Genomic DNA, 13809 nt, shown 5'->3' on the forward strand with positions numbered 1-13809 from the left:
CTAGCGGTCGCGTTCGAGCACGAAACGGGCGATATCCCGCAACAAGTCGGCTTCTTTGCCATAGCTGTGCAGATGCGCGACCGCCTGGTCGACGAGCATCCGCGCCTGTTCGCGCGCACGCTCGGGCCCGAGCAGCGACAGGAACGTCTCCTTGCCAGCGACATCGTCCTTGCGCAGCGACTTGCCGACGACCGCCTCGTCACCCTCGGCATCGAGCAGATCGTCGGCGATCTGGAACGCCAGCCCCAGGTCATGCGCGTAGCCACGCAGGCCAACGCGACCCTCCGGTGGCAGCCGTCCGAGAATCGCGCCAGCCTCGACCGACGCCGAGATCAGCGCGCCAGTCTTCATCTGCTGCAACCGGGTCACGGTATTGAGGTCGAAGCGCGTATTCTCGGCCTCGATGTCCATCTTCTGGCCACCCGCCATACCGTTCGGCCCGGACGCCCGCGCGAGGTCCATGACCAGTTCGATCCGAACGAACGGATCGGCGTGCGTTGCAGGATCGGCGAGGATCTCGAACGCCATCGCGTGCAGGCAATCGCCCGCCAGGATCGCCGTCGCCTCGTCGAACACCTTGTGCACGGTCGGCTTGCCGCGGCGCATGTCGTCGTCGTCCATCGACGGCAGGTCGTCGTGGATCAGCGAATAGACGTGGATCGCCTCAATCGCGGTCGCCGCCCGCGCCGAACAGTCGCGCGCCACGTCGAACAGGTTGGCAGTCGCGAACACCAGCAGCGGCCGCAACCGCTTGCCGCCACCGATCGCCGCATGCCGCATCGCGCGATACAGGTCGCCGCGCGGATCGTCCGGAATGGTCAGCAGCTGATCGAATTGCCGGTCGATCTCGGCCGAGACCTCGGCAAGCGCGGCATCAAGCGTGACGGGCATCCCGCTCACCGCGTCAGCCCGCCGCGAACGGGCGGACGCCGGCAGGCTTGCCGTCGCCGTCGAGCCGGATCGCCTCGATCCGCGCCTGCGCCGCATCGAGCCGATCGGCGCAACGCTGGCGCAGCTTGTTGCCGCGCTCGTACAGCTCGATCGCCTGCTGAAGCGGCGTGTCGCCACTTTCCAGCTTCCCGACGATAAGCTCGAGTTCCTTCAGTGCATCCTCGAACGCGAGGTCTTCGATCGGCGTGTCCATGCCGGCCGCTATGGCGCAGGCACGCGACGAGGGTCAAGGACGCGCGAGAGAGGGCCGGATATGCGGCACGCGCTTACCGCAGGCGGTTGACCGTCCAGGTGTACAAGACCGAGACACCGACCAGTCCGAAATCGACGACGGCCTGCATCCGGTGTGGCGACGGGTCGCCCTTGTCGTGCGTGATCAGCCGGAAGTCTGCGGTCGGATGGCGCACGGCGAGCGTTACAAGGCCAAGCCCCGCCGCTGCCAGCACAAGTTTCCGGTTCCGCATCGTCGATCTCCCAGGCGTGCGATCATGGCTCACACGTTGCCGTTTCGCAAGCGAACCGGCTTCAAGCGGCTATCGGCAGTATGCCTGCGTCGCGCGACCGATCGCGCCCGGCGCCCTTGGCCGCGAACAATGCACGGTCGGCGCTGCGATACAGCGCCTTCCAGTCCGATTCGCGCAGCAACGGCCCCGTGCAGCAGCCGATGCTTGCGGTTATCGCCATGTCGAACGGCATGCGCTGGCTGCGCAATCGTTCGAGGATCGTCTCGGGTAAGACCGGCGTCGTCGCGTCGATGAGGATGGCGAACTCCTCGCCGCCGATCCTCGCGACCAGAGCGTCGAGCGGCACGGCGTTTCGCAACACCCGCGCCACGACCCGCAGGACTTCGTCGCCGCCATCGTGACCTATCGTATCGTTGACATGCTTGAAGTGATCGACGTCCGCGATCAGCAGCATCTGATCGCCCGACCGTCCGATCGCGCGATCCAGGAACGCACGGCGATTGAGCAGCCCGGTCAGCGGCTCGGTATCCGCCAGCAACCGCGCCGCGATCTCCTGTTCACGCGCGTCGTCGCGTTCGACGCTGAGCAGGCGAATCCGGTACGCGATCGCCAAACTGGAGAGCAGCGCCTCCAGCATCATGGAGATCATCGTGGAGTTATCGATCCAAAAACTCCACGACATCAGCCCCAGCGCACCGGCGATCCGCAGGCTGGCAAAGACGATGGGCGCGCCCCAGGCGAGCGTGAACATCCAGAGGTAGCTGCTGCGGACCCGCCAAGCTCGGTACAGCACCGGCGGTACCAAGGCGATCAGCGGAATGTAACTGAGCGTCAGCAACCGATCGAGCCAGTAGATCTGCCACGGCGCCAGGATCGCGAACGCAATTCCGGCCGTGGCGAGCGTCGCGAGCGCCACGTTGCTGGCGGGGCGCGGCCAACCATCGAACACCGCACGCTCGAAGAAAGCGCGTGCGAAGACCAGGACCATGCCTGCACAGATCGCCAGCAGGCATACGTTGAGTTTCAAGCGGACGTTGTTGTCGAGCGACGGCACAAGCTGGCCCAGAGCGGCCGACGACGAAAATGCGTACCCGAGCAAGCATAGCACCAGCAGGCAATAGACCGGCTGGAACGACTGTCGAAGCGCACCCCACAACGCGAGATTGTAGACGATCAACGCGATCGCCATCCCGCCGAAGCTTGCATACAGCGCCGACAGGATGATCTCGCTCTCTGCGGCTTCCGCGGCCGTTGCGAGTGTCGGCCCGAGTACGACGCCCCGCAAATTCGCCGAACCCTCGACGTGCCAAAGCAGGCGGACGGGGGGCGCAACGTGCGGCGGCAGCGTCAGAGACAGGGTTGCGCCGATCATGAGATGGCGGCCGGACGTGCGACTGGTGAACCCGGTACGGCGGATTGCGCCGTCTGCATAAAGAACGAAGAGCGTGACGCGATCCTGCCAGACGCTCGCGGTCAGGGCACGCAGATCAGGGATGTGCGTCAGGTTCGTCGGCAAAGCCTGCGACAGAACCCAGAAATCGCCGGACCCATAGGCCGACTGGGGCGTGATGCAGTCGAACCGTGAAGGCGTTCGAAACAAGGCAGGCACGGAAAGCCCTGGGGTAGCCCGCATAATACAGACATCGAGCAGTTGCCCGGTCCGGGCCTCGGCCGGTGCAGCACCGAGCATCGCCAACGCCGTCGCAACGATGCCGATGAGCCAAGTGATACGAAACCCGAACGTCATGCAGACACCGTCTAAGCCGCCTTCGCCAATTAATGGTAAAGAGGCGCCCGTACGACGGCGTAATCAATCGAATTTCGACCATACTGGATCGATTTATGCCAATTTGGCTCGCAATTCGAACCACGCTATCGGCTTCGTGAAGTCGCTTCGTCCTCACCGCCGATCGTGTCTCAACGACAGAACCGGGCGCGAGCCGAAAGCGGATTGGTAGAATTTGGAGTGCTGTTCATCCAGCTTTTCCAAATCAAACCTGGTCCAGCTCTCGCTGAACCAGGTTGATAGTCGTCAGCTGGCGTCGACCGTCTCGGTCTTGCCCTTCTTCTTCGGCTTCTTCGGTGCCGCCGGTTCGATCGCGAACGACAGCGCGCCGTCCTTCATCTTCACCGTCACCTCGCCGCCGTGGACGAGCTTGCCGAACAGGAGTTCCTCGGCGAGCGGCTGCTTGATCTTCTCCTGGATCAGGCGACCCATCGGTCGTGCGCCGTACAGCTTGTCGTAGCCCTTGGTCGTGAGCCACGCCTTCGACTCGTCGTCGAGGACGATGTGCACGCCGCGGTCCGCGAGCTGGAGCTCGAGCTGGAGGATGAACTTGTCCACCACCCGCGCCACCACTTCGGTCGGCAGGTACCCAAACGGCACCACCGCATCGAGACGGTTGCGGAATTCCGGCGTAAACATCTTCGTCACGGCCACCTCGTCCTCGCCCTCACGCGACAGGTTGCCGAAGCCGACCGTCTCGCGCGCCATGTCGCTGGCGCCCGCGTTGGTCGTCATGATCAGGATGACGTTGCGGAAATCGACCGACTTGCCGTGCTGGTCGGTCAGCCGCCCGTTATCCATCACCTGCAACAAGATGTTGAACAGGTCCGGATGCGCCTTCTCGATCTCGTCGAGCAGCAGCACGCAATGCGGGTTCTGGTCGATCGCATCGGTCAGCAAGCCACCCTGGTCGAACCCGACATAGCCCGGGGGTGCACCGATCAGACGACTGACCGAATGCCGCTCCATATATTCGGACATGTCGAACCGCTGGAGCGGAATGCCGAGGATCGTCGAGAGCTGCTTGGCGACTTCGGTCTTGCCGACACCCGTGGGCCCGGTGAACAGATAGTTGCCGATCGGCTTCTCCGGCTCGCGCAGACCCGCCCGCGCCAGCTTGATCGCCGACGACAGCTTCTCGATCGCCGCATTCTGCCCGAACACCACGCGCTTCAGATCCGTCTCGAGCGTAGCCAACGCAAGCTTGTCGTCGGTCGAGACCGACTTCGGCGGGATGCGTGCCATCGTCGCGATGACCTGCTCGATCTCCTTCGGCGTGATCGTCTTCTTGCGCTTGTTCGGCGGCACCAGCATCTGCATCGCGCCGACCTCGTCGATCACGTCGATCGCCTTGTCCGGCAGCTTGCGGTCGTTGATGTACCGCGCCGACAGCTCGACCGCCGACTTGATCGCATCGGGGGTGTACTTGACGTTGTGGTGATCCTCAAAAGCGCTTCGCAAGCCGGCGAGGATCTTGATGGTATCCTCGATCGTCGGCTCGTTCACGTCGATCTTCTGGAAGCGCCGCAACAGTGCGCGGTCCTTCTCGAAGTGATTGCGGAACTCCTTGTACGTCGTCGAACCGATGCAACGGATCGTGCCACCCGACAAAGCCGGCTTGAGCAGGTTCGAAGCATCCATGGCGCCGCCACTCGTCGCACCCGCACCGATCACCGTATGGATCTCGTCGATGAACAGCACCGCGTCCGGCAGCTTCTCGAGCTCGTTGACGACCGCCTTCAAGCGCTCCTCGAAGTCACCACGATAGCGCGTCCCCGCCAGCAACGCGCCCATGTCGAGCGAGTAGATGACGGCAGGCAACAGCACGTCGGGCACGTCGCCCTCGACGATCTTCCGCGCCAGGCCTTCCGCGATCGCGGTCTTGCCGACGCCGGGATCGCCGACATAGAGCGGGTTGTTCTTCGACCGGCGGCACAGGATCTGGATCGTGCGATCCACCTCCGGCCCGCGCCCGATCAGGGGATCGACCTTGCCGTTCTTGGCCTTCTCGTTGAGGTCGACCGTGAATTGCTTGAGCGCGCTTTCCGTCTTGCCCTTCTCCTGTCCCTTGGCCGGCTTCTCGTCGTCCGCACCCTTTGGCGTGGATGCTTCGGTCGCTTGCTGTCCGCCCTTGCCGACACCGTGGCTGATGAAGCTGACCGCATCGAGGCGGCTCATGTCCTGCTGCTGCAGGAAATAGACGGCATAGCTCTCGCGCTCGCTGAACAAGGCGACGAGCACGTTGGCACCGGTCACTTCGTCGCGGCCCGAGGACTGGACGTGGAGGATCGCGCGCTGGACTACGCGCTGGAACCCGCTGGTGGGTGAGGGATCGGTCGCCGCATCGACCTTCAACGCATCGAGTTCGCTGTCGAGGTAATGCGAGACGGTGTTCTTCAGATCGCCGATCTCGACGTTGCACGCGGTCATGACCTTCGACGCATGTTCGTCGTCGATCAGCGCAAGCAGCAGATGCTCCAGCGTCGCATATTCGTGGCGCCGGGACGATGCCGCCTCGAGCGCCTTGTGCAGCGTGGTCTCGAGGGCGGGTGCAAATGATGGCATTTACAATACTCCTGTCGGGCCGCGAGAACGCGAGCCCTTTGCCACTATGTCGGAACTGATATCGGTCGCATCAAGCACTTGAACCCGGCCCCGTCCGTTCCTGCGCTGCCTAAATGCAACGCTTGTGGAGGCGGGCAGCGCGATCACCGCCTGAACAGGTCGTCGGCGCTGGCGCGGTGACTGACAGCGCGGTCCTTCTTCAGCTGGCAGCGCGCGATCTCGCCCTGCAGCACGGTGATCCGCGCATCGAGCTCGGCGACCGACAACGGATCGAGGTCCTGTCGCACGAGCGCGTCGAGCAGATCGTCGGGACGGGAAGGGGTGTCGTCCGGTTCCATAGTTTCTGTAACGTTGACCCGCACCCGAGTGATGTCAATAAGGCGCGGAAATCTAAAGGGACGTGACGAGCAATGACCGCGATACCCGAAAATCAATCCAGTAACTTACGTGTACCCGACGTCATGAAGGCGATCGATCCGGAACAGCCCGGCGGTCCCGAAGTGCTGGTCCTCGTCGACCGTCCCGTGCCGCGGCCGGGGCAGGGCGAGGTGCTGGTCAAGGTGGCGGCCGCCGGGGTCAACCGCCCGGAGGTCATGCAGCGCCAGGGCAAGTATCCGCCCCCGCCGGGTGCGCCCTCGATCCTCGGCATGGAGATCTCCGGCACGATCGTCGCGGTCGGCGACGGCGTCGGCGACGAACAGATCGGCCAGCTCGTCTGCGCGCTGATCTCGGGCGGCGCGTATGCGGAATATGCGGTCGCGCCGTTCGGCCAGTGCCTGCCCGTCCCCGAGGCGCTGACGATGGTCGAGGCGGCGGCGATGCCCGAGACGCTCTTCACCGTCTGGACCAACCTGTTCGAGCGCGCCTACGCGATGGAGGGCGACACCGTCCTCGTCCACGGCGGCACCAGCGGGATCGGCACGATGGCGATCGGCCTCTGCAACGTCTTCGGCATCGACATCATCGTCACCGCCGGCTCGAAGGCCAAGTGCGAAGCGGCGCTCAGCCTCGGCGCGACGCACGCGATCGACTACAAGTCGGAGGATTTCGTCGAGCGCGTGAAGCAGATCACCGGCGGCAAGGGCGTCGCGGCGGTGCTCGACATGGTCGGCGGCGACTACGTCCCGCGCAACCTGCAATGCCTGGCGGAAGACGGCCGTCACGTCTCGATCGCGGTCATGGGCGGCGCGACGGCGACCGTCCCCCTGTTCGAGATCATGCGCCGCCGCCTGACGCTGACCGGCTCCACGCTCCGCCCGCGCGATACCGCGTTCAAGTCGCTGGTCGCGGACGAGCTCGCCCGGACGGTGTGGCCGCACGTCGAAGCGGGCAAGCTGAAGCCCGTGATCGACCGCGTGTTCGCCTTCGCAGACGCACCGGCGGCGCACACGCGGATGGAAGCAGGCGACCACGTCGGGAAGATCGTGCTGACGATGGGGTGAGGGGGGCAAGCGCCTATCACCTCAAAATGCATCACCCCGGCGAAGGCCGGGGCCCAATTGGCAAGGTCGCGGTAATAACGGACACCGCGTCCTTACTCAGCATCCCCAATTGGGCCCCGGCCTTCGCCGGGGTGGGGCCCTCAAAGCGCTACCCGACCAAAAGCTGTTTCCCGCGAAGGCGGGAGCCCAGTCTGGATTCCCGCCTTCGCGGGAAAACAATCTATTCTCGCCCGTGACTTCGAACAGTCACCAGACTGCGACCACCGTGTAACAATACTCGGCTAATACTCGCGACAAGGATAGTTTTGCGGGGGCAGGCTCATGAACGCCATCACGACGTTTTCGCCATCTAGCTTCGTTGGCGCCGACATCACCGATATCGCCGACTTCATCCATTCTCGGCCCGCCGTACCCGAGCCGGTCGTCGAGCGCCGCCAGTATCGCACGATCTGGATCTCCGACGTCCATCTCGGCACCCGCGGCTGCAATGCGGGCATGCTCAACGACTTCCTCGATCACGTCGACAGCGAGACGATGTACCTCGTCGGCGACATGATCGACGGCTGGCGGCTCAAGAAGAAATTCTACTGGCCCGCCGCGCACAACGACGTGATCTGGCGCCTGCTCAAGCGCGCCAAGCGCGGCACCCGCGTCGTCTACATCCCCGGCAACCACGACGAGGTGTTCCGGCAATATTCCGGCCTCGACCTGGGCGGCATCTCGATCCGCCGCAACGCGATCCACGAGACGGCGGACGGTCGCCGCCTGCTGGTCCTCCACGGCGACGAGTTCGACGCGATCACGCTCGCGCATCGTTGGATCGCGCATATCGGCGACGCCGCCTACACGATGCTGATGGGCCTCAACCGCTGGGTCAACGGCGCGCGCCGCCGCATGGGCATGCCCTATTGGTCGCTGTCGAAGCACGCCAAGGCCAAGGTCAAGAACGCCGTCGCCTTCATCTCGCACTTCGAGGAAGTCGTCGCGCACGCCGCCGGCGTCCGCGGCGTCGAAGGTGTCGTCTGCGGCCACATCCACACCGCCGAAATGCGCGAGATCGCCGGCATCGCCTATTACAACGACGGCGACTGGGTCGAAGGCTGCACGGCCTTGGTCGAGCATTTCGACGGCCGCATGGAGCTTCTCCACTGGGGCGACGAAATCGCCGCCCGAGAGAAGGACAAGGTCATATCCATGGCCGCATGACTTAACCCTCTCCCCGACGGGGAGAGGGCAAGCCGCGTCAGCGGCGCGGGTGAGGGCAAGTCCATGACGTCGGTGAAAAAATGCCCTCACCCTCCCACCCGGCTGCGCCGGCTGGGCCCCTCGCTCTCCCGACGGGAGAGGGTAAGAAAGGATAAGCCGATGCGTATCGCGATCGTCACGGATGCCTGGAGCCCGCAAGTCAACGGCGTCGTCCGCACCCTCCAGGCTGTCCGCCAGGAACTCGAATCGATCGGCCACCAGGTCCTGGTCGTCTCCCCCGAACGCTTCGCCTCGATGCCATGCCCGACCTATCCCGAGATCCGCCTCGCCTTCGCCCGCTCGGGCGCCGTCGGCCGCATGCTCGCAGCATTCGGCGCCGACGCGATCCACCTCGCCACCGAAGGGCCGGTCTGCCTCGCGGCCCGCAACTGGTGCCTGGCCCGCGCGCTCCCGTTCACCAGCGCGTATCACACACAGTTTCCCGACTATATCGCTGCGCGTACCGGCGCGAACCCGGACTGGATCTGGCGCTACATCCGCTGGTTTCACCGGCCCGCGCAGTCGATCCTCGTCTCGACGCCATCGGTCGCGAAGACTCTTGCGGATCACGGCCTGCATCAGGTCCGCGAATGGGGCAGGGGTGTCGACTTCGCCCAGTTTGGTCTCGATGGCGCACGAGACCCCGAGCTGGCGGCATTGCCCGGCCCCATCCTGCTCTATGTCGGCAGGGTTGCCGTCGAGAAGAACATCGAAGCGTTTTTGTCCTCCAGCCACCTCGGCACCAAGGTGGTCGTCGGCGATGGTCCCGCGCGCGCCACGCTCGCTCGTCGCTTTCCCCAGGCCGTTTTCCTCGGACATCGTTCCGGTCTCGATCTCGCCGCCGCGTACCGCACTGCCGATGCACTCGTCTTCCCGAGCCGCACCGACACCTTCGGCCTCGTCATGATCGAAGCGCTCGCCTGCGGCACGCCGGTCGCCGCCTACCCGGTAACCGGCCCGATCGATGTCCTCGACGACCGCGTCGGCGCGATGCACGAGGACCTCGACACCGCGATCGCCACCGCGCTGACCCGCGACAGCGTCACCTGCGCCGCCTATGCCGCGCGCTACAGCTGGCCCGCCAGCGCGCGCCAGTTCCTCCACGCGCTCGTCCCGCTCGACCGCCCCCTGGATCGTCCGCTCCTCGCGGCATGATACGCGTTACGCTTGTTCGCTTGCCTGTTAGCGCCGCGCGCACTAAGTCTCCTTCATGTCAGGCCGCTCCGAAAGGGGCGGCCCTTTCTATTTTTACGGAGTTTCCGCCGTGGCCCAGCCGCTCATGCCCCACGCGACCGCTGCCTGGATGGTCGACAATACCGCGCTCAGCTTCGAGCAGATCGCGGACTTCTGCGGCCTGCACATCCTCGAGATCCAGGCGATCGCCGACGACACCACCTCGACCAAGCTGACCGGTCGTGATCCCGTGCGCGCCCATGAAGTGACGCAGGAAGAGATCGACAAGGGTGCCGCCGATCCTGATTACCAGCTCAAGATAATCAAGGGCCCCGAGCAGGTCCGCCGCACCAAGGGGCCGCGCTACACGCCGGTCTCGAAGCGCCAGGACAAGCCCGACGGCATCTCGTGGATCATCCGCAACCACCCGGAGATCACCGACGGCGCGATCTCGCTGCTGATCGGCACCACCCGCACGACGATCGCCGCGATCCGCGACCGCAGCCACTGGAACATCGCCAACATCACGCCGAAGGACCCGGTCACGCTCGGCCTGACCTCGCAGCGCGAGCTCGACGCAGCGGTGGCGAAGGCCGCCAAGGCAGCCGGCATGGAAGCCCCGACCGACACCCGCCTCGAAGGCGACCGCGAAGTCCTGCTCCAGCAACTCCGCGCCGAGCGCACCCAGGCGGCAGCGGACGCACAGTTCGTGGCAGACGGCGGCGTCCTCCCCGTCAAGCCGCTCTTCGACGACCCCTTCAAGCGCTGACGCACTTCCCCTCCCGCAAGCGGGAGGGGCAGGGGGCGGGCTCGCGCTGACCTCTGAAGATGCGGCTAGGGAGGGTCGCCGTCACGCTAGCCCGCGACCGTATCCGGTCCATCCCCCCGCTTCTGTGTTCTCCCGCGAAGGCGGGAGCCCAGTCTGGGTCCCCGCCTTCGCGGGGAGACAAGCGTCCTCCGTTTCAAGCGGAGACATGTCGAACAGATCCAGCGTGACGAAACGCGCGCAAAATAATGCACACCCAACCAACACAATCCTCCCCCGCCAGGGGGAGGTGGCTGGCACTCGCCAGACGGAGGGGGAGGTAGCGACAACCTCTGTTCCGTGTCCTCCCCCTCCGTCACCTGCGGTGCCACCTCCCCCTTGCGGGGGAGGATCGAGAGAGCGGCGACCGCCAAGCAGCACTATCGCCCGCCACATCCAGTTGCTAACCGCAACGGATGGCAACCGCACCCGCTACCGATTTCGTGCCGACCAGCCACAAGGGCCTGACCTACCCCTTCGGTGGCGCCGAGCCCGAAGCAGGTGACGTGTTCGAAGTCGCCCCCGGCATAGAGTGGGTCCGCCTGAAGATCCCTGGCCCGCTGAAACACGTAAACTGCTGGCTCCTCGCCGACACCGACGGCGAAGCGTTGGTCGACACCGGCATGAACACCGCGGCCGCGCGCGACGCCTGGAAAGCCATCTTAGAAGGCCCCAAGGCGGACGTTCGCATCACGCAAATGATCGGCACCCATTTTCACCCGGACCATATCGGCCTGGCAGGCTGGATGTGCGACCACCACGCCGCCCCCCTCGTCATGACCCGCGCCGAGTGGCTGACCGCCCGCATGCTCGCCGCCGATGCCCGCGACTCCGTCCCGCACGAAATGCTCGCCTTCTGGCGCGGCGCAGGCTGGGACGCCGCACAGATCGACCACGCCACCGCCAAGGGCTGGGCCGGCTTCCGGAAAATTATCACGCCGCTCCCGCTCAGCTACACCCGCGTCGAAGACGGCGACACGCTCACCATCGGCACGCGCGAGTGGCGCATTGTCACTGGTTCGGGCCACTCCCCCGAACACGCGTGCCTCTACGACGAAGCCGGCGGCATCCTCATTGCCGGCGACCAGGTCCTTCCCCGCATCAGCCCTAACGTCTCGCTAGGCGTCACCGAACCGAACGCCGACCCGCTAGGCGAATGGTTCGCATCGATCGCCAAGCTCAAGACGCTGCCCGCCGACCTGCTCGTCCTCCCCGGCCACGGCGACCCGTTCACCGGCCTCCACACCCGTCTCGACGCGATGGACCGCGAACACCGCGAACGGCTCGACGAGCTCGCCGTCTTCCTCGCCGAACCCCGCCGCGCGGTCGACTGTTTCGGCCGCCTGTTCCGCCGCGCGATCGGTCCCGACGTGCTCGGCATGGCGACCGGCGAAGCGCTCGCGCATCTCCGCCGCCTCGAAGTCGAAGGCCGAGCGACCCGCGACATCCAAGATGGCGTATGGTGGTGGCGCGCCGCCTGAGTTAGCATGCGGCCGAATTCAAGAGGATAGGCCCATGTGCGACGAGCATACCGCAGACGATAACGAAGCCTATCTGGCCGGCGTCTCGCGCCGCCAGTTCGGCGTGATGACCGGCGCCATGGGCCTGACGATGTTACTCCCCGCCCCCGCGAACGCCGCCGTCATCAAGGGCCGCGACGTTTCGATCGTCACGCCCGACGGCAAGGCCGACGCCTATTTCGTCGCGCCCGCCACCGGCAAGCACCCCGGCGTGCTGGTCTGGCCCGACATCATGGGCCTGCGCCCCGCCTTCCGCCAGATGGCCGACCGCCTTGCGCAATCGGGCTACGCGGTACTCGTCGTAAACCAGTTCTACCGCTCGACCAAGGCGCCGTTCCTGAAGCCCGGCGAATCCTACGACCAACCCGAAGTCAAAAGTCGCATCGCCCCCTTCCGGGAAGCGCTCACGTCCGAAGGGACGGTTCGCGACGCGAAAGCCTTCACCGCCTTCCTCGACGCGCAACCTCAGGTCGATCGCAAGCGCGGCATGGCCACCACCGGCTATTGCATGGGCGGCCCGATGGTCATGCGCACCGCTGCAGCCGTGGCGAACCGCATCCGGGCAGGCGCGACGTTCCACGGCGGCGGCTTCGTCACCGACAAGCCCGACAGCCCGCACCTCCTGATCCCGCAGATGAAGGCGCAATACCTCATCGCGATCGCCGCCAACGATGACGCGCGGTCGCCGACCGAGAAGGACACGCTCCGCACCGCGTTTGCCGCGGCGAAACTCCCAGCCGAGATCGAGGTGTACGCTGGCACCATGCACGGCTGGTGCCCGCCCGACTCGAAGGTCTACGATCCGGTCCAGGCGGACAAGGCCTGGGCCCGCATGTTGGCGTTGTTCGACAAGGCGCTGGTATAAGGGCGCGGGGGCTTAATTGTACGCCCCGCCTTCTCCTTGTTCTCCCGCGAAGGCGGGAGCCCAGTCTGGATCCCCGCCTTCGCGGGGAAACATTCTGCACGGCCTTGACCGCACCCCTGCTCCATGAGACCATCGTTCACGATCCGTTCTCAAGGAGAGTCGCGTGGCCCTGACCCTGTACACCAACCCGATGTCGCGCGGTCGCATCGCGCGCTGGATGCTCGAAGAGGTCGGCGCCGAGTACGAGACCGTCGTCCTCGACTACGACAAATCGATGAAGGCCGAGGCGTATCGCGCGATCAACCCGATGGCCAAGGTCCCCGCGCTGGTCCACAACGGCAAGACCATCACTGAATGCGCTGCGATCTGCGCCTATCTTGCCGAGGCGTTCCCCGACGCGGGCCTGGCGCCAAACGCAGATGAACGCGCCGACTATTACCGCTGGCTGTTCTACGCAGCCGGCCCCGTCGAAGCGGCCGTCGGTAACCGCGCACTCGGTGTAGTGCCGGATGCCGCGCAACAGCGGATGATCGGCTATGGCAGCCTCGACCGCGTCATCGACGTCCTCGAACAGGCGGTTGCCGCGCACCCGTACATCGCTGGCGACCGCGTTACCGCCGCCGACGTCTATGTCGGATCGCAAGTGATCTGGGGCATGCAGTTCGGGTGGCTGCCCAAGCGCCCGACCTTCACCGACTATGCCGCCCGTTTGATCGAGCGTCCGGCGTACAAGCGGGCTGGAGATCTGGACGACGCCCTGATCGCTGCTGCAGCCTAGGGTCGGCCGACGGTGCGCAACCAGCCACTCAACCCGTCATCCTGACGAAAGTCAGGACCCAGAATCGCAGGCGCTAACTTTTGGTATCCTGGGTCCTGACTTTCGCCAGGATGACGCTGCTATTGGCCCGCACGGGGCGTGTTGCAATTGGATTTCTGGCAGAACCGATTGCGTATTGCGTATTGCGTATTGCGTATTGCGTATTGCGAGTTCGA

The 13809-nt window shown here is 65.3% G+C and carries 13 protein-coding genes; 7 read left to right on the forward strand and 6 right to left on the reverse strand.

Annotated elements, in window-relative coordinates; genetic code table 11:
* The 6 genes from AC1ME3_RS10100 to AC1ME3_RS10125 all read right to left on the reverse strand — a co-directional run bounded on the left by AC1ME3_RS10100 (window position 1) and on the right by AC1ME3_RS10125 (window position 6104).
* Window positions 1-891: a polyprenyl synthetase family protein gene (locus AC1ME3_RS10100; RefSeq protein WP_480955808.1), complete on the reverse strand. Its 891-nt coding sequence runs from the start codon at window positions 889-891 to the stop codon at window positions 1-3.
* A gap of 13 nt (window positions 892-904) precedes the next feature.
* Entirely contained in the window at window positions 905-1144 is a 240-nt protein-coding gene (locus AC1ME3_RS10105; RefSeq protein WP_056060585.1) for an exodeoxyribonuclease VII small subunit, read from the reverse strand.
* Window positions 1145-1217: 73 nt separating this feature from the next.
* A complete protein-coding gene (locus AC1ME3_RS10110; RefSeq protein ID WP_480953060.1) occupies window positions 1218-1415 on the reverse strand; it encodes a hypothetical protein in 198 nt (65 codons plus the stop codon).
* Between the two features lie 61 nt (window positions 1416-1476).
* Window positions 1477-3162: a GGDEF domain-containing protein gene (locus AC1ME3_RS10115; protein WP_480953061.1), complete on the reverse strand. Its 1686-nt coding sequence runs from the start codon at window positions 3160-3162 to the stop codon at window positions 1477-1479.
* A gap of 285 nt (window positions 3163-3447) precedes the next feature.
* A complete protein-coding gene (clpA, locus tag AC1ME3_RS10120; protein ID WP_056060577.1) occupies window positions 3448-5766 on the reverse strand; it encodes an ATP-dependent Clp protease ATP-binding subunit ClpA in 2319 nt (772 codons plus the stop codon).
* Window positions 5767-5909: 143 nt separating this feature from the next.
* A complete protein-coding gene (locus AC1ME3_RS10125; protein WP_056060574.1) occupies window positions 5910-6104 on the reverse strand; it encodes a DUF1192 domain-containing protein in 195 nt (64 codons plus the stop codon).
* 123 nt (window positions 6105-6227) lie between these two features.
* On the opposite strand from AC1ME3_RS10125, the gene AC1ME3_RS10130 reads away from it, so the two are divergent.
* The 7 genes from AC1ME3_RS10130 to AC1ME3_RS10160 all read left to right on the forward strand — a co-directional run bounded on the left by AC1ME3_RS10130 (window position 6228) and on the right by AC1ME3_RS10160 (window position 13594).
* Window positions 6228-7208: an NAD(P)H-quinone oxidoreductase gene (locus tag AC1ME3_RS10130; RefSeq protein WP_480953062.1), complete on the forward strand. Its 981-nt coding sequence runs from the start codon at window positions 6228-6230 to the stop codon at window positions 7206-7208.
* A 321-nt stretch (window positions 7209-7529) separates the two neighbouring features.
* A complete protein-coding gene (locus AC1ME3_RS10135) occupies window positions 7530-8414 on the forward strand; it encodes a UDP-2,3-diacylglucosamine diphosphatase (protein ID WP_107961626.1) in 885 nt (294 codons plus the stop codon).
* A gap of 159 nt (window positions 8415-8573) precedes the next feature.
* On the forward strand, window positions 8574-9608 hold the full coding sequence (locus tag AC1ME3_RS10140; RefSeq protein ID WP_480953063.1) for a glycosyltransferase family 4 protein: 1035 nt from the start codon (window positions 8574-8576) through the stop codon (window positions 9606-9608).
* A gap of 109 nt (window positions 9609-9717) precedes the next feature.
* Window positions 9718-10395: a cell cycle transcriptional regulator TrcR gene (locus AC1ME3_RS10145; RefSeq protein ID WP_480953064.1), complete on the forward strand. Its 678-nt coding sequence runs from the start codon at window positions 9718-9720 to the stop codon at window positions 10393-10395.
* Window positions 10396-10847: 452 nt separating this feature from the next.
* Window positions 10848-11912, forward strand: coding sequence for an MBL fold metallo-hydrolase (locus AC1ME3_RS10150; protein WP_480953065.1), 1065 nt, complete (start codon window positions 10848-10850; stop codon window positions 11910-11912).
* A gap of 34 nt (window positions 11913-11946) precedes the next feature.
* A complete protein-coding gene (locus AC1ME3_RS10155; protein WP_480953066.1) occupies window positions 11947-12816 on the forward strand; it encodes a dienelactone hydrolase family protein in 870 nt (289 codons plus the stop codon).
* Between the two features lie 163 nt (window positions 12817-12979).
* Window positions 12980-13594, forward strand: coding sequence for a glutathione S-transferase family protein (locus tag AC1ME3_RS10160; protein ID WP_480953067.1), 615 nt, complete (start codon window positions 12980-12982; stop codon window positions 13592-13594).
* Window positions 13595-13809 lie beyond the last annotated feature (215 nt).

Source organism: Sphingomonas sp. BL2, assembly GCF_056680015.1.

Coding starts and splice junctions, on each gene's coding strand:
- AC1ME3_RS10125 (WP_056060574.1), bottom strand. CDS start 6,104: ATGGAACCGGACGACACCCCTTCCCGTCCCGACGATCTGCTCGACGCG.
- AC1ME3_RS10130 (WP_480953062.1), top strand. CDS start 6,228: ATGAAGGCGATCGATCCGGAACAGCCCGGCGGTCCCGAAGTGCTGGTC.
- AC1ME3_RS10100 (WP_480955808.1), bottom strand. CDS start 891: ATGCCCGTCACGCTTGATGCCGCGCTTGCCGAGGTCTCGGCCGAGATC.
- clpA (WP_056060577.1), bottom strand. CDS start 5,766: ATGCCATCATTTGCACCCGCCCTCGAGACCACGCTGCACAAGGCGCTC.
- AC1ME3_RS10110 (WP_480953060.1), bottom strand. CDS start 1,415: ATGCGGAACCGGAAACTTGTGCTGGCAGCGGCGGGGCTTGGCCTTGTA.
- AC1ME3_RS10155 (WP_480953066.1), top strand. CDS start 11,947: ATGTGCGACGAGCATACCGCAGACGATAACGAAGCCTATCTGGCCGGC.
- AC1ME3_RS10105 (WP_056060585.1), bottom strand. CDS start 1,144: ATGGACACGCCGATCGAAGACCTCGCGTTCGAGGATGCACTGAAGGAA.
- AC1ME3_RS10140 (WP_480953063.1), top strand. CDS start 8,574: ATGCGTATCGCGATCGTCACGGATGCCTGGAGCCCGCAAGTCAACGGC.
- AC1ME3_RS10115 (WP_480953061.1), bottom strand. CDS start 3,162: ATGACGTTCGGGTTTCGTATCACTTGGCTCATCGGCATCGTTGCGACG.
- AC1ME3_RS10150 (WP_480953065.1), top strand. CDS start 10,848: ATGGCAACCGCACCCGCTACCGATTTCGTGCCGACCAGCCACAAGGGC.
- AC1ME3_RS10135 (WP_107961626.1), top strand. CDS start 7,530: ATGAACGCCATCACGACGTTTTCGCCATCTAGCTTCGTTGGCGCCGAC.